The organism is Weizmannia acidilactici (assembly GCF_008974185.1).
GTDB lineage: Bacteria > Bacillota > Bacilli > Bacillales > Bacillaceae_C > Weizmannia > Weizmannia acidilactici.
Genome location: NZ_BKZP01000011.1, coordinates 56,490 through 82,961, shown reverse-complemented (window position 1 = coordinate 82,961; position 26,472 = coordinate 56,490). Strand labels below are relative to the sequence as shown.

Below are 26,472 nucleotides of genomic sequence, written 5' to 3'. Positions count from 1 at the left end.
TACTTCCTTCCTCATATTTTTTGTAAGAGAGGGAAACAACTGCACAGCTTTCCAAAAACATAATGAAATCTCGTCGGACAAAACTGAAATAAACGAACACTCACGTTTGAAAATGTTTTAGTTTGCCGACATGCTGGGCTCAGATCTACACCAGATCTGAGCTCTTTTTTGTATATATAAATAAAGATCATAAAGCAAAGGACTGTATCAATTAGATAAATATGGAATTTTATGTAAGTTGATGAGTTTGTCCAATACAACTCTTTCTTAAGAACATACTTTAAAAGTAGGGATTGCAGATTTAGCAGATCCTCAAATACTCAAAAGGAGATGTTATATATATGACATTTGTTTTAATCGTTGTCCTGTTCATCTTACTGATCATTGTAGGAAGTTCTTTTACGTGGCAAGGCGGTTATTAATTCCTAGTAAGGTGATATAAAATTCCTAGTTTGATTATACCAAGATTGATGTTGCTTATTGCAATAGGGCAAAGTGCCATTTGTTCATGTTTTAACATTTTTAAAATTGGTACAAGCAGATATGGCAAAGAAGCCAATCTTCTCGTTTACCGATTCAAGTCAACTCACTGTATCCTACGATTTTTACAAAAAATGGATGGGACAAGACTCGTTTTATATCCCCTATTCCAAAATCTCTTAAGTTAAAAAGGAGGGATAAATAGTGCATCATTTAGTTCGAAGATATCAGGGAGAACCTGTTGAAGTGATGGATCGAAATGGAAGGGTTTATAGAGGAGTGATAGACGTAGACCCACCTCCAGGAGGAATGGTTATTCGTACCGGCTTTGGCAGAAGATTTATCCCGTTTTTCTTAATTGCTGCTATTTTTCTTTTAAAGAAGAAGGCGTATTTTCTAAAAACGAAAACGAATTCTATTTTGTCGATAAACGATAACCCTGTCATTTGGCAGGAATTTTTTTGGGCGATATCGAAAAAATAATATAGTACTTGGAGAATAAAAATTATGTTGAACTAGTTATATAATGTTTATTAGCCATTCACAATCAATCGATTTTCTCATATCCTGCAAAATTTCTACAATTTGCAATAAAAAGGAAAGATCTATGTGATGTATTATTTTATCGTCCATAAAATCTCGGGGAATGGAAAAGGGCGAAAAGTTTGGAAAAAGATTGAAAAAATGCTTCAAGAAAAACGGATATATTATCAAGTGCATTTTACAGAACGTCCGAAACATGCAGTCGAAATCGCGAAGGAGATTTCTTCTGAAACATGTTATGTTGTTGTGGCTGTAGGCGGAGATGGTACAGTTCATGATGTGGCTAACGGGTTAATTGATTCGAATGTACCTTTAGGTATTATTCCTGCAGGATCGGGAAATGATCTTGCAAGGGCTCTTGATATACCAATGGACTATAAGGCATTAGAATGAATTTTAATAGGAAAGCAAAGAAAAATGGATATTGGTAGAATTGGGAAGAATACTGCATCACTGTAACGGGAATTGGTTTTGACGGTCAAGTCGCCGAAGTAAACAATTCCTCGAAATATAAAAATTGATTGAATTTTATACGATTAGGGAATCTTTCGTATGGACATAGTTTATTGCATGTTTTATTCAAATTTCGTCCTGTCAACATTCAATTAATAGTGGATGGAAAGGAACATCGTTTTTTTAATGTTTGATTCATTGCCATTGCCAATATTCCAAATTACGGTGGAGGTATAAAAATATGTCCGGAAGCTTGTTATAATGATGAGCTTTTTGACATTTGTATCGTACACGACTTGACAAAATGGGAACTGTTGCGCACTTTTCCAAAAGCATATAAAGGAAAGCATGTTCATCATCCTAGTGTCACTATGATAAGAGGAAGACAAGTAGACGTTACCACTGAATGGCCGGTTCTGGTACAAGGTGATGGCGAGATTCTCACCAAAACTCCAGTGAATGTCACGATCGAAAAGAATGCATTACTAATCATTTAAAAAAAGACAATACCGTAAAAAATTTTTGAGATACATAGCGAAAACAACACTGAAGCTGTCTCGCAATGCAATGTATTTCTCTTTTTGGATTGTGTAACGAACTGACCATAGAATGAATAGAGAAAAAAGCCATAAAACGAAAGATAGAGGAATGTTTGGCACTTCATTTGGTTAGAATGAACAAAGTGTGTAAATCCTTTCGTTTTATGATACGATAAGGGAAAAGTAAGGGGAAGGCTGGGAAGAATGTGAGAGAGAAAGAAAAGCTGATTGTGCTCGTTGGCCCGACTGCAGTGGGGAAAACTGCACTAAGTATCCGCCTTGCGCATCGTTTTCAAGGAGAGATCATCAGCGGAGATTCTATGCAGATATACAAAGGGATGGACATCGGAACGGCAAAGGTGACCAAAGCGGAAATGGCCGGCATTCCCCATCATTTAATTGATATTAAAGAACCTGACGAATCCTTTTCGGCGGCAGAATTCCAGAAGCTTGTGAGAAAGAAAATAACCGAAATAACGGAAAAAGGACGAATCCCTATTCTTGTAGGCGGCACCGGACTTTATATCCAATCAGTCATTTACAATTACCAATTTACCGATGTTCCGGGAGATTCGTCTTTGCGAGCTGAATTGGAACAAACAGCTATAGAAAAGGGCGAACTTTTCTTGCATCAACAGTTAAAGGAAGTGGATCCTAAAAGTGCGGAATCCATTCATCCTCATAATGTACGCCGCGTCATTCGCGCTCTGGAAATTTACTATACGACTGGAAAGCCGATGTCCGAGTATCAATCCGGCCAACATTCGCAGGAACTTTACCATACTACCATTGTTGGGTTGACGATGGAACGCAGCAAGTTGTATGAACGGATTAACCAAAGGGTGGATCTGATGATCAACCAAGGGCTAATCGAGGAAGTCAAGGAGTTGAGAAAGCGAGGCATCCGCAACTGTCAATCCGTTCAGGCGATTGGATATAAAGAAATTTATGATTTTTTGGATGGAAAAGTAACGCTTGAAGAAGCTATCGAACAATTAAAAAAGAATTCACGGCGTTATGCTAAAAGGCAGCTTACATGGTTTCGAAATAAAATGAATGTTCAATGGTTTGATGTCACAAATGAGCATGAACGCGAGAAAAAATTTCAGGAAATTTCTCAATTTATAGCAGGAAAGCTTCATTTAAAATAGAATAATTAACCCAAATTACGAAAGTGCAATGACTTGGTAGATAGAATCTGATAATTTGGAACAAAATGTAAAATATGGAATGATGCACGTAAGGTAATGACGGTTTGAAGGTATACTTTCCCCCTCCCCATCTTTGCGGGCCTTTCAATTTCCAGTATTCAGTTCCAGATTATCAATCAATCATTCGTACACTCTTGATCATTTCTTGAAACACCCTTTTATGGGCATATGTCTCGCAAATGTTAAGTGACACGCTGCGGCTGTGATGCGTCAAAACTCCGGGCGAATAAATGATATCTCTCCGGAATCTCCTGATGGTATAGGACTTAAACACTGGCGGGCAATGCTCTTTTTTAAAGATCTCCAGTAAATTGTACGCCAGTAATTTAATAAGGAGTCCATATGATTGGCTCCGAAAGAATCCATTGGAATCTTGTCGATTGAAAATCATTCTTGAGACAGGAATGTTATAATTCACCTTAAAGGTGCCCCCTTTCTTGGTTATTTGGTTTTTCGTCAAACTCAATTATACCAAAGGATGGGGCCCTTTTTTATTTTAAATTACTATTTTGCTTTCGTAATATGGGATTATATTAAATTTAGTCTATTGATATTGCAACTTGATATTCTGAAAACACCCGTTCATTGGTAAATGAGACTGTTCACAAAACACTACCAATAGAAGAGGTACCCTTTATTATGATGATTGAATGAAAGATATCAATTTTTGTGGACTATTTTTTACACATCTTAAAATTCTCCTGTCGAATTAGAACACCTTGAATACACGAACCTGAATTGTAATTCAATAATAAATTACCTTAATTGCTAAAATAGCCCGCTATACAATTAGCAGGCTAAAGTAGATATTTTACCTGAGTACATGGCAAAATTTACACTCAATATCGAAAAGTTGATGGGCATCATTTCCACAGCGAGATCAAATCGGAACTGGATTTGGAACGCCTTACCTTCCGGGAAGTACAAAAACATCAATGTGCAAAAAAAATTGAAACAGTGGTCTTGATCGGCTCAAATGAAACAAAACTGTCCACTTCATTTAATGAAAAGTACAATCTCGTGATAGAAAAAGATTCGGTCTTCTCCTACACAGTATTAAGGGCCAGGAAGGAAAAGACTTCTTCTGCATCGAACCGTAGACAGCGAAAAAAGACGAATTTAACCGAAAAGAAGAACTCATTAATGTTAAACCGAATGGCAAGTATGAAACGGAACTGAAGATTAGCCTGAAAAAAAGGAGCCATGCCAAATTTTTAAAAGACGCCTTGAAACGGTTTCGTTTTTTATTTTCTCATTATGGTCAAAAAGTCTCCTTAATATGTTAAAATTAAGAATATTACCATTACGGAGGTGCCTCCTGATGCGTCTGTATTTCGATCTGTTTGAAAACGACCAGCCTGCCACCCGTTCCTGATACGGGGAACGAACGGCCGATTCGATACCTCGTCTAATTGAATGCATCCAAAAATAGACGGAGGTTGATGAATGGATGAAAAACCAACTTGCCGGCGCGTTTTGTTTGGCGCTCGCTTCCAGCATCTGGGGCGGGATGTACGTTGTCAGCAAATACGTATTAAACGTTGTGCCGCCGCTGACGCTTTTGTGGCTGCGTTATATCATCGGCTTTGCGGTGCTTTACGCCATTTTGAAAATAAACGGGAGAAAAAAGGGGAAAAAGCGCATCACGAAAAAAGACTGGCTGCTCTTATTCTGGATCGGGTTTGTCGGCTATTTTGTATCGATCGCCCTGCAGTTCATCGGGACGCAAAAAGCGGATGCCCATACCGGCGCCATTATTACGTCCGCTTCTCCTGTGTTTATCGTTATTTTCGCGCGGTTTATTTTAAAAGAAAAGCTGACGGCGCGGAAAATCGTGTCGTTGCTTTTGGCATCTAGCGGCGTCGTGATCGTAATCGGCTGGGACATCCATATCAAAACTTATTTTTGGGGCAGCCTCATTTTAACCGGGGCAATGATTACGTGGGCATTGCTGTCCGTTTATGTAAAGGTCGCTTCCGAAAGAATGGACTCCCTTACGATTACGGCTTATGCGATTTTGTTCAGCTTGGTGTTTACGACGCCTTTTATGATCCGGGAAATCCAAAAAGAGTCGGTCTCTTTCAACAGCTTTTGGGTCATAGCGGGCATCCTTTACCTTGGCATTGTCTCCACCGCCGGGGCCTTCTTCCTTTGGAACAAAGGGCTCGAACTGATGGATGCGGGCGGCGGGTCTTTATTTATGTTTTTGCAGCCTGTTGTCGGTTCCTTTCTCGGCTGGCTTTTGCTGCACGAAAGTTTAAATGGCCACTTTTTTCTCGGCGGCGCGCTGATCTTAGCCGCGATCGGCATTTCCCTGCTGGCCGAACCGGTCCGTCTGACTGCCGCACAAAAAAACTTGCCTGAATAAGGCGAGTTTTTTTTGCAATTTTGAAGGAATTTTGCCGGATTTTATCGAAGGTATAAGAAAACATGTTCCGGGAGGCAAAAAGATGGATCGGTACAGTTGCTTGGCTTACCTTTTGTTCCAGGTGGATGATGAAACGGCAAAAGACGCGGCAATCCGGCTCGTGCAGGGGGACCTCACGCTGGAAGAGGCCAAATCCGACCCAACCCTTTTTCCGCATTTGGAAGCATGTGAAAAACAGCTGAAAAAACAGCCGCCCGATTCAGAACTGGTTTGCGCCTTTATGGAAGCATACATCTATGCCGTTTAAAAAAGGGACTGTCCCGCTCGTAACATACATTGCCATTCGCTAACAAAAGGCGCTGCCCCAAAAACCGACAAACCAGTTCAGGGGCACCCCTTTCTTCATCGTTTGTTTCGCTCAGCGGGTCGTCCTGCCATCCGTAAAAAACCCCGTTAAGCCTAACGGGGGTGAATGCTTAATTGACAAACCGCTCTGTTTTCCCGAGTTTTTCCCAATACTCGTTCCGCAAATGGACTTTTTGTATTTTTCCGGAAGCGGTTTTCGGGAGTTCGTTGACAAAAGTGACACCTGTAACGGCTTTGAAATGGGCCAGCTTTTCCCTTGAGAAACGGATGATCTCTTCTTCGGTCGCGGTTTCATTTTCCTTCAGACGACAAATGCATGGGACGTTTCCCCCCATTTTTTCATGCGGAACAGCAATGACCGCCGCTTCCAAAACGGCCGGATACTCATATAGCTACTTCGATCGAAGGAATATTTTCGCCGCCACTGATGATAATATCTTTTTTCCGTTCGACGATATCGATATAGCCGTATTCATCAACAGTCGCCATATCGCCAGTATAAAGCCGCCCGTTCCGGATCGTTTTCATCGTTTCTTCAGGATTTTTCCAATATCCGAGCATAACACCATGGCTTCTGACCGCCACTTCGCCGATTTCTTTTCCGTCATGGGCCACTTCTTCATCGTTTTCCCTTACGACGCGCACGTCACAGCCGATCATCGGGTAGCCCGCTTTTGCCCGCAGCCGCAATTGTTTCCCGCGGTCGAGCCCGTCAAGATGGGACCGGATCATGGAAACAAGGCTGAGCGGCGTCGATGCAGTCATGCCGTACACCTAGATAAATTCCCGGCCCAGTTCTTTTTCGACCCGCTCGACAAATGCCGGCGGCGGCGCAGCACCGGCAATGACCCCACCCGCACATCCTGTTCAACAACAGGATGGTGTTCTTCATGTACTGCAGCAGGCTGTTCAACACGGTCAGCGCCATATGCAGCACCGTGACTTTATGTTTGATGATTTCACGGAAAATCCCTTCCGCCGACGCTTTTCTTAAGCAAACATGGGTGGCACCGTTTGCCGTATAGTAAAACGGCGAACCCCAACCGTTCACATGGAACATCAGCAACACATGAAGGTAGACATCCCAGTCACTGACGCGCAAATGGTGCATCGCGCTTAAAGCATGCAGGTAGTTGTTGCGGTGTGTCAGCATCACGCCTTTCGGATTCCCGGTCGTACCGCTTGTATAAAGGAGGCTGCACACATCGTTTTCATCCAAATCGGCACGTGGAAACGGTTCCAGCGAAAACCTGTCCAGCCAGTGTCATAGCCGATTTCATTGCACGACTCATCTTTATAATGGGCAATAATGTGTTCGACCATTTCAAGCTTGTCCTTGATCGGCACGATTAAATGGTATAAATCCTGGTCGACAAACAGCACTTTCGATTCGCTGTGGTTTAAAATAAGTAAGTAGTCCGCCGGGGTCAGCCAGATATTGAGTGGCACCATCACCGCGCCAAGTTGGAAAATCCCGTAAAACCCTTCGAGCATTTCCAGCGTGTTTGGCGCCAAATAAGCCACCCGCTCCCCTTTTTCGATGCCAAGATCCTTCAACCCATGCGACAGCCGGTTGACCCTCCCATTCAATTCCCGGTATGTAAACGCCCGCTCCCCGCAGTACACCGCCGTTTTATCCCGTACAAAAGCACCGCACGGTCGAGAAACTCCGGCAACACCAATGGTACGTTCATGTATTCCCCTCCTAAGTTTGTGAAAAATTCCCGTATCCCTTTCCCCGCTCTGTTCCTCTTCCATTCCAAGCATCGCACTGTTGTATAACACTATTACAAAAGATATTGTACACACTTTCAATAGTCAAATTTATTTGTAAATAACAAAAGTCATATTTTTTAAGAAAGCATTGATTTGCTTCCTCCCTTTTAACACGATAACCGTTTTCCCCATTTGTTTATAAGATTCGATCCGTTCCACCATCTTCTTTTTCCGGGAATGGTAGGTCGACACAATAAACTTCAAAAATTTGAAATCCAGCTTTTCTTCACAGCCTTTTCCCATATCCGGGCGTGTTTTTCCGTGGTTTAAGATTCTCCTTTTGACCACACGGTAGAGGCAGACCAAAAGCGGCAGCTCCAAATAGAAGACCGTGTCGGCAGCAGCTTCCCGGATATCAATGGAATTGCTGTAATTGCCTTCCATGATCCAGGTGTCTTTTTGTACGACTTCCATTTGGGAAGCCCTGAACTCCTCCAAAGAGGCTTCTTTCCAACCGGGTTTCCAAAAAAGCGCATCCAAATGGATCACTTCTATTCCGAGTTTTTCCCCGAGCCGCCTTGCAAAAGTGGATTTTCCCGCCCCGGCTGAAACACCAATCACCAAAATCCGCTTCATCATCCGACACCCCCTTGGGTTAGATTTTACCGTGCAAAGCCCAGAGATAATACCTTTTTATGTAATGAACATTTTCACAGTTTTGTAATTGGTTTCCGCTTACATTTTTAATATAATGAAAATGTAATAAGAAAAAATTTTTGGGAGGCGCCATTAATTATGAAAATTCCTGTAAAATCTGTCACATCTCCGAAAAAATTTATCATCGGGAAAGGCCTGCTTGCTAATCTGAATGAGTACATAAAAGATTTGGGTGATCATGCTTATGTGATTTGTGATGAGTTTATCCTCGACCGCGCAAAAGAAGAAGCCGGACGTTCAATTGAAGAAGGCGGCGGAAAAGCAACTTTTGAAAAATTCAACTATGAATGCACCCAAGAAGAAATCGACCGGAACCGGAGATTGGCACGTGAAGCCGGCGCCAACGTCATCGTCGGTATCGGCGGCGGAAAAACGCTCGATACCGCGAAATCAACCGCTTACTATGAAAAGCTGCCGGTCGTGATTTTCCCGACAATCGCTTCAACCGACGCGCCATGCACGGCTTTGGCTGTGATTTACAAAGAAAGCGGCGCTTTTGACCGCTATTTGTTCCTGCCAAGCAACCCGGATGTTGTGCTTGCTGATACGGAAATCTTAGCCGCTGCACCTGTCCGCTTTTTCGTTGCCGGCATCGGGGACGCACTTGCCACTTATTTTGAAGCACGCGCATGCTACCAGGCAAACGGCGACAACCTTGTTTTGATGAAACCGTCCGTAACCGGCTTGGCGATTGCCCGCACCTGCTATGAAACGGTCCTTGAAAACGGGGTAAAAGCTGTGGAAGCGGTTAAGCAGAAAGTCCCGACGCGGGCTGTGCAGGACACCATTGAAGCAACGATTTATATGAGCGGTGTCGGTGCTGAAGCCGGCGGGCTGGCCGCAGCGCACGCCATCCATAACGGCATGACAGCTGTACCTGCCCTCCACAAAGCGCAGCACGGCGAAAAAGTCACGTTCGGGCTATTGGCGCAGCTTGTCCTTGAAAACGCGCCGAAAGAAGAACTCGAAACCGTCATCCATTTCATCAAAGCAGTCGGCCTGCCGCTGACATTGAAAGACCTTGGCGTAGAAGAATTTGTCGAAGCCGAGTGGAGGAAAGTTGCAGAAGACGCCTGCGCAGAAGGCGACACAATGGGCAACATGCCGTTCCCTGTTACGCCTGATGATGTCTATAACGCCATTGTTGCAGCCAATGCCATCGCAGAATCTTACCATGACTGATGTTTGAACCGCAAAAAAGCAGGGCGGAGACAAGCTCCCCTTGCTTTTTTGCTTTGAAGCATTTTACGTAAATTGCAACCCCGCGCCCCCTTCATTTTTTCGTGAAGCATTTACGAAAGAGGCAACCGCCGGCATGGCAAAAATGGTAACTCCCATGCCATTTCGCGTTGTAACATTGACGGAAGCTGCAGCCACTTGGCACATGGCAAGACGGAGATACTTCCCCTTGTTTGTTTATTGCGATTCCACTACCGGGCCGGATCCGTTTACCCTGCTGTATGCTTCATCTTCCCAGCCTTTACATACATCCACCCATTTTACCGCTTTTCCGTATGTATACAATTCATCGCAAGTCAACTCAATCGCCGAATTGCCGCTGCCGCACGCCGGGAATACGGTTGTGAAGCGCTTGAGGGAAACATCCATATAAACCGGCAGATCTTTTTTCAAACCGAACGGGCAGACGCCGCCGACAGCATGGCCGGTATGCTCGAACGTTTCTTCAGGAGAAAGCATCCGCGCCTTTGTGCCGAATGTGTGGCGGAATTTTTTGTTGTCGATTTTTGCATCCCCCGCGGCCACGACAAGCATTGCTTCCTCTTCGCCTGTGCCCCTGAACGCGAGCGTTTTGGCGATCCTTTCCGGCTCCACGTCCAATGCCTTGGCCGCCAGTTCAACTGTAGCGCTTGATAACGGAAGTTCGAGCACATCTTCGTGGCGGCCCCACTGCTTGAAATATACTTTAACATCCTCCAATGACATCGTAATGCACCCCTTTTCAAAAAATTTTTAATTATAGTTTAGCTGAACGAATTCGGATTGACAAACAGTTTACTACGATTTTTCGGCTCGTTTGTTTGAAGAGGCAAGGTTTCCGGGTATCGGTATTCTGCAGCGGGTAGTTTTTGCAAAAGCGTCAGGATTTCAGACCACTTTTCCCGGCTTGCAATATGCTTCAGCGGGCTGGTTTCCCGGTCCGGATTTTTAAAAAAGCCAGGACTTCCGATTGCTTTTCCGGGGTGCGGTATTCTTCCGCGAGCAATTTTTCCAGCCATTCTTTTTTTTCGTCTACGGTAAAAGCCGGCTGTTTGAGGAGCTGCCGGCATTCATATAAAAAATCGACGTATCGGCCGTATGCATCATCGTATTGATTGGATAATTCCGTGATGATCCGGGAAGCCAGCTTTGGACTTGCTCCATCCGTAGAAACGCTGATCGACAGCCTTCCTTTTTGAAGTAACGCAGGAAACATAAGATCGCCGTTTTCTGCATTCCCCGCATCGTTGATCAGCGCCGCTACCGGGGCATGGGCAACAGCCCATTTGTTTACATCGCGATCGTTTGTTGCCGCAATGACGACTTCTGCTTTGTTAACGTCATCCGGTTCAAAACGTTTCTGCTTCCATCTAATCTTGCCTTGTGCGGCCAAGGATTGCAATTCGGGATCGAGGGAAGGGCTGACAACGGTGATACGGGCCCCGGCCTTCTGCAAAATCCGGATTCTTCTGGCTGCGATCTTTCCCCCGCCAATGACAACCACCTGTTTTCCTTTAAAATCAACCATCACCGGTACCGAAGCCATCCACACCGCCCCTTTCGTGTGTTTTTTGGATCATCCCCGGTAGCTTAAGGTATGAAATGGATAAAAATTTGTTCAAATAGTCTATATATGGGGTCTTGAGGACAGTTCGAGTTGACATTTTCACTCTAATGATTTTTAAGATAGTTCTATTTTTACTGTCGAATGTCCTTACGAAGCTTTTTAAGGACATTTTTCATTAAAGTTTTTAATTATCCATATAAAAGGACAAAATCCAAACCCTCATGTCCTTTACAAAGCCTCTTAAGGACAGTACTTCTGAAAGTTTGCACCCCAATGCCCAGTTCATTTTTAAAACCTTATATCCGGACAACTCTTCTTAAAAATCAATGCCCGGGTGCCTCCGCTGCTCCTTTCAAACAAACACTGCCGCTTTCAACGCTTCCTTTGTCCGGTCAGCCAGCGCGTCGACCATGTGTGGATGGCAGCCGAGGTACTGTACCAGACGGACATCATGCCCTTCCCGGTTTAACTTGTCCACTTTCTTTTCCATCGACCGAACGAGCAGGCCGGTAAACCATAAATACGGGGCCACCACAACCGGGCGCCCGGTTCCGGCGAGCTTAAACAGCGCTTTGTCAAAAGACGGCTGCAACACCGCTAAATACGATGGCTTAACGGATTCCACCCCCAGTTTTTCTCTCAGCCGGGATGAAATTTTTTCAAAGTCCCGGATTGTCCCTGGATTTCGGCTGCCGCGCCCGACCAGGAGGATCTCCGCACCCGGGGGCACCCCGGTTTTCCGGATATTTTCCGCAACGACATCGATGATCCGATCCTGCACTCCGAGCGGCCGGCCGTAAGTAAAAACAATATGCGGATACCGTTTTTTCGCTTCCCGGATCGCGCGCGGGATATCTTCATGATAATGGCCGGCGCTCAAAAGCAGGACCGGCACGACCGCAATGCGCCCCGCCCCGCCCCGGACAAGCGCATCAATGCCGGCTGCTATATCCGGCTCAGCAATTTCCAAATAACAAATCTCCTGTAGGTCTGCTTCTATTTTTTCCATCACAAGCCGGATCGTCTTTGTTGCTTCTGCCGCTGTTTCCGGAACGCGACTGCCATGGCTGACGTATAAAATCCCTTGTTTCATACGCCGGTCACCCTGTATACACTGCAGCCGCCTGATGTTCGAACCATTTTAATTCGCTGCGCAGTTTCACAACTTCACCGATAATCAGAAGAGAAGGATTACGAAGCGCAGCAGCCTTTTCGCTAATATTTTCCAGCGTGCCCGTTACCGTTTCCTGCTTTTTGGTCGTGCCCCAATGGATGAGCGCAGCCGGCGTGCCTGCAGGTTTCCCGTGTTTGATCAGCTGCGCGCAGATCAACGGCAAATTTTTTACGCCCATATAGATGCAAAGCGTATCAATCCCGGCATACTTTGACCAGTACGCATCCAAATCGCCGCCCTCTTTTGAAACGCCGGCTACAAACGCAACGGAGGCGCTGAGGCTGCGATGGGTAAGCGGAATACCGGCATAGGCAGGTGCAGCGGATCCGGCCGTGATCCCCGGCACGATTTCAAACGGAATATGTTTTTTCACAAGAGATTGCGCTTCTTCACCGCCCCGCCCGAAAATAAACGGGTCACCGCCTTTCAATCTCACAACGGTTTTTCCCTGGTTGGCGAAATGGCAAAGCAGATGGTTGATCATTTCCTGCGTCATCATGTGGGCGTTCGGTTTTTTGCCGCAATAAATCAGTTCCGCATCTTTTTTGGCCTCTTTTAACAACTCGGGATTCACCAGCCGGTCGTATAAAATGACCTCCGCTTCCCGGATTGCCCGCAAGCCTTTTACCGTAATCAGTTCCGGGTCACCCGGCCCCGCGCCGACTAAATATACTTTTCTCATCGTTTCACCTGCTCTTCTGTTGTAATGGCGTAAAGATTGGCAAACCGCTTTTTCCTGCCTGCGGTTTCCGATTCACGCTGGAACAATTGCTTCCGACTGCCCGTCAGGCTGACCATGCAGACCGTCGCAATGGCAGCGCCGATGATCACAGCGTCTGCGTAAAAATTGAATTTTATGAAAGATTGGATCAAAAAATATGAAACGACCATGGACAACACCGGGGAAACAAACCATATCCTTAATATAATCGTAATGATCGGCTGTTTCCAAGCCGCCTGGCCGTTTTTCGCGGCACTGACACCGGCAATGGCCGAAGTGGTCACCTGCGTAATCGGAATCGGCAGGCCGTACAGCGAGGCAAGCGTCACAAGCACGCCCGAAACCCCGGAGATGGCAATGCCGTTTCCGACCGAAAGCCTGACAATTCTTTTGGCGCTTGTTTCAAAGACCCGGCCGCCCAAAGTCAAGACCCCGGCCACCATCAGCAAAGCACCCCTCAACACACCGATTTCTTGTGGAACGAGCCCCGCCCGACAAGCGGCCCGATCGCATTGCCGACATTGTTCATTCCGGCCGCATAAGCCTCAAGGCATCCGGTAATGATCAACACGATCGAAAAAAATTTCCCCGTTTTCGGGCCGAGCACGTTTTTTTCCTTAAAAATCCGGTTTCCGGCTTTTACAAGCAAATAAGTGACAAACATCGCGGCAACCGGGACAATAAACCAAAAAGCAACAATCGTAAACAGCATTTTCAGATGGAGCGACTGGTACGCAAGCCCGGCACCGACGATCGCCCCGACCGTCACTTCGCTCGTCGACAGCGGAACGCTCAACAGGTTCGAAATAAAAAGCGTCCCCGCCGAAGAAGCCAGCACGATCAGCACGACTTCAGGAGTTAGAATATGTTCCGGGATAATCGATTTGCTCAATGTTTTAACAACAGGCCCACTGCTGAAAACCGCACCCGCAAACAACGCAGCCGAGCAAATGATGAGCGCCGCCCTTTTTGATTTGACGGCCCCCGCCACGTATGAGACGCTCATTGATGCCGCAGAGCCGCTTGCCCCGATGTTATACGCGAAGAAATAGGCCATGACAAATGACAAGATGATGATGAGCAAATCCGTTAATCCCCTTTCTTTACCGTATGTAGCCCGCATTCGGTTTTGTTGAATCCCACCCATCTTCCTTCACGCGGATCGCCGTTCCCGACTGCACGCGTGCACGGGAAGCAGCCGATGCTCGGGTAGCCCTGGTCATGCAGTTCATTGTACGGTAAAACATTGGACCGGATATACTGCCAGACGTCGTCCCATGTCCAATAAATGAGCGGGCAGATTTTGATAGAATGGAACCGTTCATCCCGATTGACAAAATTGGTGTTCCGCCTTGTCGGAGACTGCTCGCGCCTTAAGCCCGATATCCAGGCGGCCGCCCCCTGTAATGTTTCTTCAAGCGGCTTGACTTTGCGGAGATAGCAGCATTGGTCCGGGTCACGTTTCCACAGGGCGGAGCCGTATTGCGCCGCCTGTTCGTCGAGCGTGAGGGACGGTTTTTTCATCCGTATATTCAAATCCGGATATTTTTTCTTCACTTTTTCAATCAAATCGTATGTCTGCGGAAAATGCAGATCGGTGTCCAAAAAAACGATGTCCGCATCTTTCCTGACTTTTGAAATTAAATCAATGAGCACAATCCCTTCGGCGCCAAAACTGCACGCATATACAACCGATTTGCCGTATATGCGGTAGGCCCATTGCAAAACTTCCAAAGCTCCCTTTGTATCATCTTCCGGCACGAAATCCGCAAACGGATCGGCGGTAAACTGTTCATAAGTGAGACGCGCTTGTTCCACCCTCTATTCCCCTCTTTCTTATTCGACTACTAAGAATTAAACCATAAAAAAACTTCTTACCCCAAAGTAAGAAGACATCCGGCAACTGTATTTAACACAGTATAGGCATCTTCTTATCTTTCAGGCATCCACCTGCAGGAATTGGCACAGTGTTCCGGTTCCGAACCTGCTGCCGAGGCTTCACAGGGCCTATCCCTCCACCTCTCTTGATAAGAAAACCATGAATATGAACTTGAAAATCATTTTATACCTTCTAACCCTATTCGTCAACTAAAAATTCAGACAAGGAAAAAAAGACCCATTCTTTTGACTGGATGATGCAGCAAATTGACATAGGGAGGAAAAAATGGCTGAATGGAAGCAAGACGAGGTGAAAATATGATGCATTTGGACAAACACCACGAACCAAGAACAAACGGAACATTACTGCGGCAACTCTCCCGCCGGCCGTTTCAACTGAACAGGCTGATTGAAGAAAACCTGCAGCTTTTTCAGATGTATTGCAATCCCAATTTTCCAAAGCCGTTTTCCTTCTCGCACCTGCTCTTGAACCGGAAATACCCTGTTGGACCATGCAAGACCTTCGCAGACGATAGCGGACTTGTTTACCCTGAATGGAAAACGGAACTGGACAAGGAATACAATAGGCTCCTTGAAACGGCCAATCGCGAAGTGAACATCCTTGACTTCGGCGCGATCGGGGACGGAAAAACCGACAGCACAACGGCGTTTCAAAAAGCAATCGGCAGCGGGCGGGTAAAAGTGATCGTGCCCGCGGGTACTTTTCTCGTCAAAGGGCTCAAGCTTCCTTCATGGACATGCCTGATCGGCCGCGGGAAAGGTGTTACAACGATCAAATTCCACCCGGGTGCGCCGAAAAAAACGCGGCTCGTCCAAAATGCCGACTTCCGGTACGGCAATGACCATATTCTCGTAGAAGGCCTGACGCTTGATTGGAATGTGGAAAGGCTCGGTCAAGCAGAAAAAACTTCGGCCGGAAACAACCGGTCGAGCTGCCTTACTTTTGCTCACGTCACGTACGGCTGGGTGAAAAACGTGGAAGCTGTCAATGCTGGCCTGCACGGCTTTGATGTGTCATCCACCCGCTATCATTATTTGGGCGACGGGTTCCTTGCCCCCGGGAGAAGCCGTTATATATGGCTCGACGGCATCACTGCAAGCGGGTTCGGAGATGATGGCATCACAACCCACCACAGCGACTATATTTTTATTTCAAACTCGTACTGCTTCCATCCGAGCGGCAGGGCCCATACGGAAGGTTTTTCCAACTCCAACGGCATTGAAATTGATGACGGCTCCCGCTATGTGTGGCTTTGCAATAACGCCACAACCGGTTGCTTCGGCGGCGTGGAAATCAAAGCCCACCACAATGCATCGGCCGCTTCCCATGTCCATATTTACGGCCATCTTTCGGTCCGGGACAACCGTTCTTTTAATTTCCGGCACATCGGCCACCATAAAGGGAAAGATGCCAATTCGAAAAGCGCCAACCATATTGTCGCGGCAAATCTTGTCTCTATTGCACCGGTTTTTACCGATTTATATAAAGATTCCACACCGCGCAGCCTCGTCGTTTCCGCATACCAAAATGTTGTAATCAACGGGCTCACCGCAATCGGCGACCCGGATTACGATTTTAAAGGTAATCCCGTGATCGCCATCCAATACCGGGCAAAAAACGTTGTCCTGAAAAATATTAACATCAGCGGGTTTAAAAATGCAAAACGGATAAAAGGCAAAGACAGATGCGTGTTGGTAAAGTGACTGCAGGGAGTTTCCGACATTTACGCTGGTCATTTGGCTTATCAGGTATAAATTTTAATTTTTTAAAGCTGTGAATGGGATAATTGGTCCTAATAGGGCTTCTATGAACCATAACTCGCTTTTCGTTCTTGGTTAACGGTCTTGATGAGGCATCTCGGAACCATCACACGGCTTTCATTTTTTGCTAATGGTCTTGTTGTGGCGTCTCAGAACCATTACACCATTTCAATTCCAAGCTTTCGGTCCCGAGGCGGATTCTCGGAATCATTACACGGCTTTCATTTTTTGCTAATGGTCTTGTTGTGACTTCTCAGACCATATCATGGCTTTAATTCCGGGTTAATGATCCGTAGTGGTAAGCATGCCATTCTTCCCTCTATGTAAAAAGGCTGCTCCGAAAGCCTCGGATCCTGCTTTCGGGGCAGCCCCTTCTTACAGCACCTTGCTCAAGAATGCTTTTGTCCGTTCTTCCTGCGGGTTTTCGAACAGTTCCTGCGGCGTGTTTTCTTCGACAATATAGCCGCCGTCCATAAACAGGACGCGGTCCCCGACTTCTCGGGCAAAGCCCATTTCATGCGTGACGACGACCATTGTCATGCCGTCTTTTGCCAGGCTCCTCATGACTTCGAGCACTTCCCCGACCATTTCCGGGTCAAGCGCAGACGTCGGTTCATCAAACAACATGATTTTCGGTTCCATCGCAAGCGCGCGGGCGATCGCAATCCGCTGCTTTTGCCCACCCGATAACGAATCCGGATACGCGTCCGCTTTTTCTTCGAGCCCAACTTTGCGCAAAAGTTCAAGCGCCTTCTGCTTTGCTGCTTCTTTTGAAAGCTTCCGCACCTTGATTGGAGAAAGGGTAATGTTTTCCAGAACGGTCATATGTGGAAAAAGATTAAACTGCTGGAACACCATGCCGACTTCTGTGCGGATTTTATTGATATTCGTCGACTTATCCGCGATATCAACACCTTCTATGTATACATGGCCGTCTGTGATCGTCTCAAGCAGATTGATGCAGCGCAGGAAAGTCGATTTCCCCGAACCGGACGGGCCGATGACGACGACCACTTCCTGCGGTTTGATCTCGACATTGATGTTTTTCAGCACCTCGTTATCCCCGAAAGATTTTTTCAAATTCACCACTTTGATCATTCTGTTGCCAACCTTCTTTCTATGAAGCGTAAAAGGAAGCTGAGGGAAAGCGTCAAAACGAGATAAAGGAAGGCAGCTGTCAGATACGGCTCCCAAACCCGGTAATACTGCGTTTCCATCGCCTGCGCCCAATATACAATTTCAGGTGCGGCAATAACGGATACGAGCGATGAATCCTTAATGAGTACGATAAATTCATTGCCAAGCGGCGGGATCATCCTTTTAAAAGCCTGAGGCAGAATGACATAGCGCATTGCCTGTACATGGCTGAGCCCAAGCGAACGGGCTGCTTCCATCTGCCCTTTTTCGATGGACTGCACGCCGCCCCGCAAAATTTCCGCCACATACGCGGCTGAGTTAAGCGAAAGGGCAATCACCCCGGCGACAATCCCGTTCGTTTTCCCTAAAAATAGCGGCACAGCGCCGAAGTTGACGATCAAAATTTGCACAAACAGCGGCGTTCCGCGGAAAAACCCGACATAGCACAGGAACGGGAGAGCGAGGATTTTATTCCGTATCATTTCCCCGAGCCCGATCAAGAGCCCTAAAAGCATACCGAACAATATACCCGCCACGGAAAGCCCGATCGTTAAAAGCGTTCCTTTCAACAAATACGGCAAATATTCGATGATGATATCAAAGCGAATATCCATGTGTTTCCTCCCTAGGCCAAAATTGCGCAACCTTAAGTTACGCAATATACAGTTTATGAAGCAGCCGGCGCGCACCGGCTGCACTTGAAAAATTATTTCTGCTGGGCTTTCAGTTTTTGAATATCCGGTTCGGTTTTGAACCATTTTTTATAGATTTTGGTGTAGGTGCCGTTGTCGTAAATTTTATTGATCGCTTTGTCGAAATCCGCTTTCAGTTTGCTGCCTTTCGGGAACATCAGGCCGTAATATTCGGCAGGGAACGCCTTCGTATCTTTGATGACTTTCAGCTTTTTGTCCGGGTTGTTTTTCGCGTATTCCTCCACAACCGTATTATCCGCAACGACCGCATCGGATCCGCCTTCGACCAAATCCATGATGGCCGTTGTGTTTTGCTTGAACTTTTTAATGTTTTTGTTATTTTTTCCAAACAAGCCTTCCAATACTTCCTGGGCGGTCGTTCCGCTTTGGACGGCGACAGTCTTGCCTTTTAAATCCGCCGCGCTTTTAATATCGCTCTTTTCCGGTACTAAAATTTCGTTCGTCGACAGGAAATACGGCACCGAAAAATCATACGTCTGCGCGCGTTCTTTCGTGATCGTAATCGAGGAAATGGCCATATCCGCCGATTTGTTTTTCACTTCGACAAACAAAGGATCCCAGCCGATGTTTTTCAACTGGACCCTGTAGCCGGATTCTTTGGCGAGGGCATTCATGACATCGACGTCAAAGCCGATAATCTGCCCTTTATCCATGTATTCAAACGGCGCATACGCAGCGTTCGTGTCGACTTTGATCGTTTTTTTCGTCTCCGTGCCGCTGCTGGTTTTGCTTAATCCGCATGCCGAAAGCGCCAAAACAAGAATCAATGCAAGCACGGATGCCGCAAATTTCTTCATCTTTTTCCCCCCTGTTTTTTCAATTTTCAAATCTACTCAAATAATAGCATAATGTTGTATGTATTGACAAAATTTATTATAACGTTAAAATTTGAATTGTTTTTTACTTTTGTAAGATTTTCTGACTAAAATTTTTTGATGTGTAAAAAAAGCGGCGGGCCTGCACCCGCTGCTTTTTTGAAGATTACAATCCAAGTGAAATATATTTGACTTCCAAAAATTCTTCGATGCCGTAGCGTCCGCCTTCCCTGCCGAGCCCGCTCTGCTTGAAGCCGCCGAACGGAGCCTGCGGGGTGGACGGGAGCCCGTCGTTCAGCCCGACAATGCCGTATTCTAGGCCTTCAGCGATTTTGATGCCTTCCGAAATGTTTTCCGTGAATACATATGCAGCCAGCCCGTAAATCGAGTCATTGGCGCGTTTAATCGCTTCATCGATACCGGCAAATTTCGTCACCGGCGCGAGCGGCCCGAATGTTTCTTCGTTCATGCATAACATGTCATCGGTCACATTGGAAATGACAGTCGGTTCAAAGAAAAGCCCTTCTTTCACACTTCCGCCCGTTTCCACCTTGGCGCCTTTTTCGACCGCGTCTTTCACATGCTTTTCGACTTTTTCAACCGCATTTTTGTCGATCAGCGGCCCGATATCCGTTCCTTCTTCCAAACCGTTGCCGATGCGGAGCGCCTTCACTTTTTCGGTGAATTTTTTTGTAAAAGCTTCATACACTTCTTCCTGTACATAAATGCGGTTGGAGCATACGCAAGTCTGGCCGGCATTGCGGAATTTCGCCGCGACCGTGCCTTCCACCGCTTTGTCGAGGTCCGCGTTTTTCGTAACGATAACCGGCGCATGCCCGCCCAGTTCAAGCGACACTTTTTTCACGGTATCGGCCGAGCCGCGCATGAGCAGTTTGCCGACTTCAGTGGATCCGGTAAACGTCAGCTTGCGGACACGCTCATCTGCAAGCCAGACATCCCCGATTTCTTTTGCGCTTCCGGTGACGACATTGATGACGCCTTTCGGAATGCCGGCTTTTGCGGCGAGTTCCGCAAGTTTCAATGCAGTGAGCGGCGTTTGTTTTGCCGGTTTAATGACGACCGTGCAGCCGGCAGCAAGGGCAGGCGCCACTTTCCGGGTGATCATTGCGGCCGGGAAGTTCCACGGGGTAATCGCAGCCACGACTCCGACCGGCTGTTTATGGACGAACAGCCGCTTGTTCGTAACCGATGCCGGGATTGTTTCGCCGTAAATGCGTTTCCCTTCTTCGGCAAACCACTCGATAAACCCGTTCGCATAGCGCATTTCCCCGATCGCCTCCTTGAGCGGCTTGCCCTGTTCGATTGTCATCGTCCTGGCGAGCTCATTTTCGTTTTCCTGAATCAGATTGAACCAGGTGCGGAGGTACGCGCTCCGTTCGTAAGCGGACAGCGCCGCCCACGCCGGAAAAGCGGCATACGCGGTATCAGCCGCAAGCTCAGCTTCCTTTTTCCCGCCTTTCGGAACAGTCGCTATCACTTCATTGACTGCCGGGTTGTCCACTTCCATTTTCGGCAGCTCTTCCCCTGTCCATTCACCGTTAATGTACATCAGGTAATTTTCCAATAGCTCCATCTCCCTTCGTTTAATAGTTTACGATTTTTTGAGGGGAAATGCTTGTTTGAGGTTTTGTGGAAAAGTGATAGGGTTCAAGAATGGGGCGCAGGTTTGCAGGTGAGGTAAAATGAGGTAATGCGGCATATAGCGAGGATGAGCTACTAGTTTTAATTCGTTATAGGACATGGGGCACCATCTTTGGACAGGCTGGATTGCAGGGATTGCTTCAATTCCTTTTAGGTAATATAAAAACCGACACAGACGGCACAAAATGGCTAATCCAAGGCTTGTTTCAATTCCTTTTAGGTAATATAAAAACTGCTGCAAATGGATATTTCATCAATCCATCAATCTAGTTTCAATTCCTTTTAGGTAATATAAAAACTTTTGTCCGAAATTGTACTAAAATGTGTACAAACGTGTTTCAATTCCTTTTAGGTAATATAAAAACCCCCAAAAAACCTCTATATTATAACTATTCTCTCCCGCCCCCTTATTTTCCTTCCATCCAGCCCAAAATTTTAACCAATCCGCAAAATCCGCTCCATCTCTATATTCCTGAACAAATCCACTATCAAAAAATTGTCGTCGATCTCCCGGGTTTTGTGCGCTACTGGGGATCGACGACAAAACTAGAATTCCAGCCGCCCGCCGCCTATTCATAACCGACAGGCTTACCGTGCCACTCGAGATCGTCGGCAAACAGGCGGGTCAATCCCCGCCATGTCAGACTCGCACTCTACAAGTTACAACAGATACTAAATTGAATTATTTTTAGAGCAGGTAATCCCTTCCCCCAAGAAGCCCCCTACCTCACCTTATCCGCCACTTCGGCCGCGTACCGGATGAGACTGCGGACGACGGTGCCGAGGTGGGCGAAGCGCTGGTCCAGAGTTTGGCCGCGTTTATAGCGGTAGTAAATCTGCTGGCAGATGCCGGCGAGCTTAAAGTAACCGAAAATCAAATAGTAATCAATGTTCGAGACGTCACGGCCGCTTTTTTTCGCGTAGGCTTCGATAAACTCGCGGCGCGTCATAAAGCCGTCCATGACCATGACAGACGGTTCACCGGTCCCCTGCTTGATCAACTCCGGATCATCCTTTTCCGTCCAGTAGCTGAGGGCGACGCCGAGATCCGCAAGCGGGTCGCCGACTGTAGCCATTTCCCAGTCAAACAGGCCGACCATTTTCGAAAAGTCTTCGCTCAACATCGCATTGTTGAGCTTGTAGTCATAATGGATCACCGCGGCACCGCTTTGCTTCGGAATATGGTCCCGCAAATAGTCGATGAGCGGCTCCACTTCCGGAATGTCGTCCGTTTTCGCGCGGTTGTAACGCTCAATCCAGCCATGCACCTGGCGTTCGAAAAATCCGTCCGGCTTTGACATCGCAAGAAGCCCCGTTTCTTCATACGGAATCGCGTGCAGTTCCACGAGCCGTTCGACCATGATCTCAGAAATTTTCCGGCACTTTTCCTTTGTAGGCTCCACACCAGTAGGAAAAGACGTATCCAGCACAACACCGTGTCTCCTTTCCATGATAAAAAACGGCGCTCCAACGACGGATGGGTCTTCTTCATAAAGATACACTTTCGGCGCCAGCGCGAAAAACGGTTGAAGCGCCTTCAAAACGCGGAATTCGCGCCCCATATCATGGGCTTTCGGAGCAACCGGGCCGAGCGGAGGGCGCCTCAGCACCGCTTCCCATGCACCCGCTTTCAATTGATACGTCAAATTTGAGCGGCCGGCCGAAAACTGCGACATTTTCAGCGGCGCATCGGGCATTTCCGGGATATGTTCCCGCAAATAGGCCTGCAGTTTTGTTAAATCCAGTTCTTCCCCTTTGCGGACCGGAATCGTATCCGGACTCATCATCCTCTCCCCCTCGTATATTATTTTTAGCCCCTTGCTTCAGAGCCTGAATTACCTGCTTGCTTCCAGTCATAAGTCAAATTTTTTGGGTATCCCGGGATATTTCTAGATAATGGATCATTGGGACAATTCTTTCTCCCTCTGTGGGTTTAACCACATTTATAAAATGTTTCTCAGTGTACACACGGTGCTTCCTACTTGCTGGAAAGCAACTCGAGCACCTGCCAGGGTTCTGCTCAAAGGAAGGGAAAAGCCGTTACGGCTATTTCCAGTATGAATTCCATTGGCACTGTGCTTAGGACAGTTTCGGCTTCAAATATGGTTTGAAGTGTCTCTTTAAATAGATCTCTTATCATATTTTGAACATCGTCTACAGTTTGGCGTTGACTGGCCAGTTCTCTAATCGTCATATCGCGAAAATTTCGCATAAATGATCATCTACTTAATTGGTAAGTATGACCATTTACACAAAACAAAATACGTTCTCTCCTTAGAAGCTCTATTAAGACCATTCGTGACAGAATTTCCTCGCCTAACGGTCCTTAGAAGCTCTATTAAGACCATTCGTGACAGAATTTCCTCGCCAAACAGTCCTTAGAAGCTCTATTAAGACCATTCGTGACAGAATTTCCTCGCCAAACAGTCCTTAGAAGCTCTATTAAGACCATTCGTGACAGAATTTCCTTGCCAAACGGTCCTTAGAAGCCCTATTAAGTTCATTCGTGACAGAATTCCCTTGCCTAACAGTCCTTAGAAGCCCTATAAAGACCGGTCATTACATACTTTGCTCTTCTAACGTTTCTTAAAGTATCTATAAGGACAATAGAGAAAAATTTTCTGGTTAAATGGCACTTTTGGGCAGCCTCAAATGTTAAAATAGATCTCCCACAAGCAGAGCATATACTTATTTACACTGTCTTTTCCAAATGCTTCTCCAATATTCCCCTTATATCTTCCGGAATCGGGCGCGATTTTTGCGCATCGAAATCGAAAAAGACGATGACCGCCTTTCCTCTTGCAATGAGCCGCCCTGTTTCCGCGTCCAGGATTTCATGGGCCAGCTCGCAGCTCGAATTGCCGATCTTTGAAACACCCGTACGAACCGCAAGCACCTGGTTGTAAAACGCCTGGCTGATGAAATCACATTTCGCCGAAGCCAAAATGATATTAAAATCCTTGATTTCCACGCTCGCGCCGATACTTTCAAAAAACTGAAGCCGGGCATCTTCAAAATAAACAAAATAGCTGGCGTTGTTGATATGCCCGAGCGCATCCGTCTCGCAAAACCGAGGCCTCAATTGGGTTTCGTGCAAATCCATTCCCCCTATGCTTTTTCAATACCATGCAGCACAATGTCCGTAAAAATTTCCGCCACTTCCGCTTCCGATTTGCGCCCCCCGGGATTGAACCATTGATAGCTCCAGTTAACCATGCCGAGAATCGCAAGCGAAGCCAAATTGGCATCCAAATGTGCCGTAAACTCCCCGTTTTCTATGCCTTCCCGGAGCAGCCGCTCAAAACCGAGGCGGAAGGCTTCGCGTTTTTGCAAAATCAGCTCCAGCTTCTCACCACTTAAATTTTTCATCTCCCGGAAAAAGATAATCGCCTTTGCTTTTTCCGTTTTGATGCTCTCAAGCAGCATCAACACAAGTGCATGCAGCTTCTCCTTGCACGGTTTATCCTCAGCCATGATCGCCGCCTGTTTTTCCAAAAGTTTTGTAATATAGTCCAAATGGATGTCCATCAGGAGCTGTTCTTTGCTGGAAAAATAATAGTAAAACGTACCCTTCGTCGCGCCGATGCTGTCGACGATGTCCTGGATCGACGTTTCCGTGAAGCCTTTTTGTTCAAATAAGCGTATGCTGTGTTCCGTAATTTTCGTTTTCATACCCGATCCTCTCAATCGTTATTATTATTATTTAGAAAATTATACCATACGCCAGGCTCCACGTTCCCGTCCTTATTCCATCACCTTTTTCTCTTCTTCACGCAGCTTGCGGCGTAAAATTTTCCCGACATTCGTTTTCGGCAGCGCATTCCGGAATTCGATGATTTTCGGGCGTTTGTAAGGGGCGAGATGGGCGCTGCAAAATTCTTTCAACGCTTCTTCCGAGAGCTCGTGCCCTTCTTTTAACACAACATACGCCTTGACCGTTTCGCCGCGGTACGGGTCCGGCACGCCGATTACCACCGCTTCCTTGACGGCGGGATGGGCATACAGCACTTCTTCGACATCGCGCGGATAAACATTGTATCCGCTCGCAATGATCATGTCTTTTTTGCGGTCGACGATATAAACGTACCCCTCTTCATCCATTTTCGCGATATCGCCGGTGTACAGCCAGCCGTCCCGGAGCGCTTCCGCCGTTTCTTCCGGCATGTTCCAATAGCCTTTCATCACCTGCGGGCCTTTTACGATCAGCTCACCGGTTTCGCCCGGCTTCAATTCTTCCATGCCTGTTGCCACATCGACAATTTTATAATCGGTCGACGGCAGCCCGACCCCGATGCTGCCCGGTTTCCGCCTTCCGAAAACGGGATTGCAGTGCGTAACCGGTGATGCTTCTGAGAGCCCGTATCCTTCGACAATGACGGCGCCCGTTTTTTCTTCAAACTCCCGCAAAAGCCCCATCGGCATCGGCGCGCTTCCGCTATTGCACGTTTTAATGGAATGGATGCCGTATTCCATTGCTTTCGGGTGGTTTGTGATCGCGATATACATCGTTGGAACGCCCGGAAAGTATGTCGGCTGCGTTTCTTTGATCGTCTTGAGCACTTCCTCCAGCTCGAATCTCGGCAGCATGATCGATTCTGCACCGGTATAAACCGCATAATTCATCGCGCAAGTCATCCCGAACACATGAAAAAGCGGAATGACGGTCAGTACGCGTTCTTTCCCGGGCTCAATGACCGGTTTAAAATATTCAGAAGTCTGGATCAAATTGGCAAGGAGGTTCCTGTGGGTCAGCATCGCCCCCTTTGACCGGCCGGTTGTGCCGCCGGTGTACTGTAGCACGGCCACATCATGTTCCGGGTCAAACCTGGGAGGCGTAAAATCCCCGCCCGATTGCAAAAATGCATCAAATAATTCGCCATCTTCCAATGGTACGGGAGCCGGCTTTAAGCTGGCCACAACCACATTTTTCAGCGCTGTCTCCGCCCGGACGGCTTTTACTTTCGGATACACATCATCCAGCACAACCATCGTTTCCGCGCCCGAGTCGTTTAAAATATGCTTGATTTCAGGTTCGACGTACATCGGGTTGACCTGGGTGATTATGGCGCCTGCGGTGAGCGTCCCGTAATAGGCCACTACATATTGCGGGCAGTTCGGCAGCATGATTGCCACCCGGTCGCCTTTTTTAACCCCTTTTTGCTGGAGGGCGGAAGCAAAAGCAAGCGATGCCTTATAAAGGTCGGTGTATGTCATTTTTCTGCCGTAAAAAGAAATGGCATTTTGGTCCGGGAACTTTTGGGCTGTGTATGCAAGTATTTGGTGCAACGGATAATCCGGCACTTCAATTTCTTTCGGGATCTCATCCTGATAAACAGCGTGCCACACTTTGTTTTCCACTCCAAATCCTCCCTGTTTTTGTTTTATTTGAATCCCGCAAAATATGCGGGGATT

Annotated in this window: 29 protein-coding genes, 2 pseudogenes and 1 riboswitch; of the genes and pseudogenes, 9 read left to right on the top strand and 22 right to left on the bottom strand. The window is 46.9% G+C overall.

Translation table 11 applies throughout. The features are described 5' to 3' along the window. The first annotated feature begins 341 nt into the window (after positions 1–341). The 5 genes from BpJC4_RS06865 (at position 342) to miaA (ending at position 3,166) form a co-directional block, all read left to right on the top strand. Positions 342–422: a YjcZ family sporulation protein gene (locus BpJC4_RS06865; RefSeq protein WP_151697706.1), complete on the top strand. Its 81-nt coding sequence runs from the start codon at positions 342–344 to the stop codon at positions 420–422. A gap of 262 nt (positions 423–684) precedes the next feature. After that, complete coding sequence (locus BpJC4_RS06860; RefSeq protein ID WP_151697704.1) at positions 685–963, top strand: hypothetical protein; 279 nt, start codon at positions 685–687, stop codon at positions 961–963. 129 nt (positions 964–1,092) lie between these two features. Further along, positions 1,093–1,416, top strand: a complete 324-nt coding sequence (locus BpJC4_RS16950; protein WP_308689685.1) for a diacylglycerol/lipid kinase family protein — start codon at positions 1,093–1,095, stop codon at positions 1,414–1,416. Between the two features lie 257 nt (positions 1,417–1,673). Next, complete coding sequence (locus tag BpJC4_RS16945; RefSeq protein ID WP_308689687.1) at positions 1,674–1,973, top strand: diacylglycerol/lipid kinase family protein; 300 nt, start codon at positions 1,674–1,676, stop codon at positions 1,971–1,973. A 248-nt stretch (positions 1,974–2,221) separates the two neighbouring features. Further along, positions 2,222–3,166: a tRNA (adenosine(37)-N6)-dimethylallyltransferase MiaA gene (gene miaA, locus BpJC4_RS06850; protein WP_151681669.1), complete on the top strand. Its 945-nt coding sequence runs from the start codon at positions 2,222–2,224 to the stop codon at positions 3,164–3,166. 172 nt (positions 3,167–3,338) lie between these two features. Here the strand turns inward: miaA and BpJC4_RS06845 are convergent. After that, positions 3,339–3,613 (bottom strand): annotated as a pseudogene (locus BpJC4_RS06845) (IS1380 family transposase); the annotation flags it as partial. Between the two features lie 1,063 nt (positions 3,614–4,676). Here BpJC4_RS06845 and BpJC4_RS06840 point away from each other — a divergent pair. Next, positions 4,677–5,594 (top strand): DMT family transporter, encoded by a 918-nt coding sequence (locus BpJC4_RS06840; protein ID WP_151681668.1) that lies wholly within the window; start codon positions 4,677–4,679, stop codon positions 5,592–5,594. An 82-nt stretch (positions 5,595–5,676) separates the two neighbouring features. Beyond that, positions 5,677–5,901 carry a hypothetical protein gene (locus BpJC4_RS06835; protein WP_151681667.1) on the top strand — a complete coding sequence of 75 codons (225 nt, stop codon included), beginning with the start codon at positions 5,677–5,679 and terminating at the stop codon, positions 5,899–5,901. A gap of 169 nt (positions 5,902–6,070) precedes the next feature. On the opposite strand, the gene BpJC4_RS17110 is transcribed toward BpJC4_RS06835, so the two are convergent. From BpJC4_RS17110 to BpJC4_RS06825, 5 genes are all read right to left on the bottom strand, one after another. Beyond that, positions 6,071–6,331, bottom strand: a complete 261-nt coding sequence (locus BpJC4_RS17110) for an AMP-binding enzyme (protein ID WP_371862304.1) — start codon at positions 6,329–6,331, stop codon at positions 6,071–6,073. A gap of 13 nt (positions 6,332–6,344) precedes the next feature. Beyond that, positions 6,345–6,725, bottom strand: a complete 381-nt coding sequence (locus BpJC4_RS17105; RefSeq protein WP_371862303.1) for an AMP-binding protein — start codon at positions 6,723–6,725, stop codon at positions 6,345–6,347. Continuing rightward, on the bottom strand, positions 6,673–7,164 hold the full coding sequence (locus BpJC4_RS17100; RefSeq protein ID WP_371862302.1) for an AMP-binding protein: 492 nt from the start codon (positions 7,162–7,164) through the stop codon (positions 6,673–6,675). Before BpJC4_RS17100 ends, BpJC4_RS17105 begins: the two co-directional genes overlap by 53 nt. Further along, positions 7,113–7,718 (bottom strand): AMP-binding protein, encoded by a 606-nt coding sequence (locus tag BpJC4_RS17095; RefSeq protein WP_371862301.1) that lies wholly within the window; start codon positions 7,716–7,718, stop codon positions 7,113–7,115. Before BpJC4_RS17095 ends, BpJC4_RS17100 begins: the two co-directional genes overlap by 52 nt. Positions 7,719–7,784: 66 nt before the next feature. Then, a complete protein-coding gene (locus BpJC4_RS06825) occupies positions 7,785–8,312 on the bottom strand; it encodes a P-loop NTPase family protein (protein WP_151697703.1) in 528 nt (175 codons plus the stop codon). Between the two features lie 159 nt (positions 8,313–8,471). Between BpJC4_RS06825 and BpJC4_RS06820 the strand changes: the two genes are divergently transcribed. Continuing rightward, complete coding sequence (locus BpJC4_RS06820) at positions 8,472–9,575, top strand: glycerol dehydrogenase (RefSeq protein WP_151681665.1); 1,104 nt, start codon at positions 8,472–8,474, stop codon at positions 9,573–9,575. Positions 9,576–9,809: 234 nt separating this feature from the next. Here the strand turns inward: BpJC4_RS06820 and BpJC4_RS06815 are convergent, their stop codons facing one another. From BpJC4_RS06815 to BpJC4_RS06785, 7 genes are all read right to left on the bottom strand, one after another. Continuing rightward, positions 9,810–10,337: a YbaK/EbsC family protein gene (locus tag BpJC4_RS06815; protein WP_151681664.1), complete on the bottom strand. Its 528-nt coding sequence runs from the start codon at positions 10,335–10,337 to the stop codon at positions 9,810–9,812. A gap of 193 nt (positions 10,338–10,530) precedes the next feature. After that, positions 10,531–11,157 carry an NAD(P)-binding protein gene (locus BpJC4_RS06810; RefSeq protein WP_151681663.1) on the bottom strand — a complete coding sequence of 209 codons (627 nt, stop codon included), beginning with the start codon at positions 11,155–11,157 and terminating at the stop codon, positions 10,531–10,533. A 373-nt stretch (positions 11,158–11,530) separates the two neighbouring features. Beyond that, complete coding sequence (locus tag BpJC4_RS06805; RefSeq protein WP_151697702.1) at positions 11,531–12,271, bottom strand: sirohydrochlorin chelatase; 741 nt, start codon at positions 12,269–12,271, stop codon at positions 11,531–11,533. Between the two features lie 7 nt (positions 12,272–12,278). After that, positions 12,279–13,034: a uroporphyrinogen-III C-methyltransferase gene (gene cobA / locus BpJC4_RS06800; RefSeq protein WP_151681661.1), complete on the bottom strand. Its 756-nt coding sequence runs from the start codon at positions 13,032–13,034 to the stop codon at positions 12,279–12,281. Next, positions 13,031–13,516: an inorganic phosphate transporter gene (locus BpJC4_RS06795; RefSeq protein ID WP_151697701.1), complete on the bottom strand. Its 486-nt coding sequence runs from the start codon at positions 13,514–13,516 to the stop codon at positions 13,031–13,033. Before BpJC4_RS06795 ends, cobA begins: the two co-directional genes overlap by 4 nt. Positions 13,517–13,530: 14 nt before the next feature. Next, positions 13,531–14,157 (bottom strand): inorganic phosphate transporter, encoded by a 627-nt coding sequence (locus BpJC4_RS06790; protein ID WP_172968317.1) that lies wholly within the window; start codon positions 14,155–14,157, stop codon positions 13,531–13,533. A 5-nt stretch (positions 14,158–14,162) separates the two neighbouring features. Continuing rightward, positions 14,163–14,891, bottom strand: a complete 729-nt coding sequence (locus BpJC4_RS06785; RefSeq protein ID WP_151697700.1) for a phosphoadenylyl-sulfate reductase — start codon at positions 14,889–14,891, stop codon at positions 14,163–14,165. 110 nt (positions 14,892–15,001) lie between these two features. Then, a riboswitch (SAM riboswitch) is annotated at positions 15,002–15,107 on the bottom strand. Between the two features lie 138 nt (positions 15,108–15,245). Here BpJC4_RS06785 and BpJC4_RS06780 point away from each other — a divergent pair. Beyond that, positions 15,246–16,676 carry a glycosyl hydrolase family 28-related protein gene (locus tag BpJC4_RS06780; protein ID WP_253693946.1) on the top strand — a complete coding sequence of 477 codons (1,431 nt, stop codon included), beginning with the start codon at positions 15,246–15,248 and terminating at the stop codon, positions 16,674–16,676. Positions 16,677–17,108: 432 nt separating this feature from the next. On the opposite strand, the gene BpJC4_RS06775 is transcribed toward BpJC4_RS06780, so the two are convergent. The 9 genes and pseudogenes from BpJC4_RS06775 to BpJC4_RS06735 all read right to left on the bottom strand — a co-directional run bounded on the left by BpJC4_RS06775 (position 17,109) and on the right by BpJC4_RS06735 (position 26,418). After that, on the bottom strand, positions 17,109–17,831 hold the full coding sequence (locus tag BpJC4_RS06775; protein ID WP_017553192.1) for an amino acid ABC transporter ATP-binding protein: 723 nt from the start codon (positions 17,829–17,831) through the stop codon (positions 17,109–17,111). Beyond that, positions 17,828–18,484 (bottom strand): amino acid ABC transporter permease, encoded by a 657-nt coding sequence (locus tag BpJC4_RS06770; RefSeq protein ID WP_017553191.1) that lies wholly within the window; start codon positions 18,482–18,484, stop codon positions 17,828–17,830. Before BpJC4_RS06770 ends, BpJC4_RS06775 begins: the two co-directional genes overlap by 4 nt. 92 nt (positions 18,485–18,576) lie before the next feature. Continuing rightward, positions 18,577–19,380 (bottom strand): basic amino acid ABC transporter substrate-binding protein, encoded by an 804-nt coding sequence (locus BpJC4_RS06765; RefSeq protein ID WP_026685138.1) that lies wholly within the window; start codon positions 19,378–19,380, stop codon positions 18,577–18,579. Between the two features lie 184 nt (positions 19,381–19,564). Continuing rightward, on the bottom strand, positions 19,565–20,983 hold the full coding sequence (locus BpJC4_RS06760; RefSeq protein ID WP_017553189.1) for an NAD-dependent succinate-semialdehyde dehydrogenase: 1,419 nt from the start codon (positions 20,981–20,983) through the stop codon (positions 19,565–19,567). Between the two features lie 799 nt (positions 20,984–21,782). Further along, on the bottom strand, positions 21,783–22,844 hold the full coding sequence (locus BpJC4_RS06755; protein ID WP_151697699.1) for a phosphotransferase family protein: 1,062 nt from the start codon (positions 22,842–22,844) through the stop codon (positions 21,783–21,785). A gap of 246 nt (positions 22,845–23,090) precedes the next feature. Continuing rightward, positions 23,091–23,272: pseudogene (locus tag BpJC4_RS17265) on the bottom strand (IS256 family transposase); the annotation flags it as partial. Between the two features lie 480 nt (positions 23,273–23,752). After that, positions 23,753–24,157, bottom strand: coding sequence for an acyl-CoA thioesterase (locus BpJC4_RS06745; protein ID WP_151681075.1), 405 nt, complete (start codon positions 24,155–24,157; stop codon positions 23,753–23,755). Positions 24,158–24,168: 11 nt separating this feature from the next. Then, the gene (locus tag BpJC4_RS06740) at positions 24,169–24,732 is read right to left on the bottom strand and encodes a TetR/AcrR family transcriptional regulator (protein ID WP_151681076.1); all 564 of its coding nucleotides are present in this window, start codon (positions 24,730–24,732) and stop codon (positions 24,169–24,171) included. A 72-nt stretch (positions 24,733–24,804) separates the two neighbouring features. After that, positions 24,805–26,418 (bottom strand): long-chain-fatty-acid--CoA ligase, encoded by a 1,614-nt coding sequence (locus BpJC4_RS06735; RefSeq protein WP_253724299.1) that lies wholly within the window; start codon positions 26,416–26,418, stop codon positions 24,805–24,807. Between the last annotated feature and the right edge of the window lie 54 nt (positions 26,419–26,472).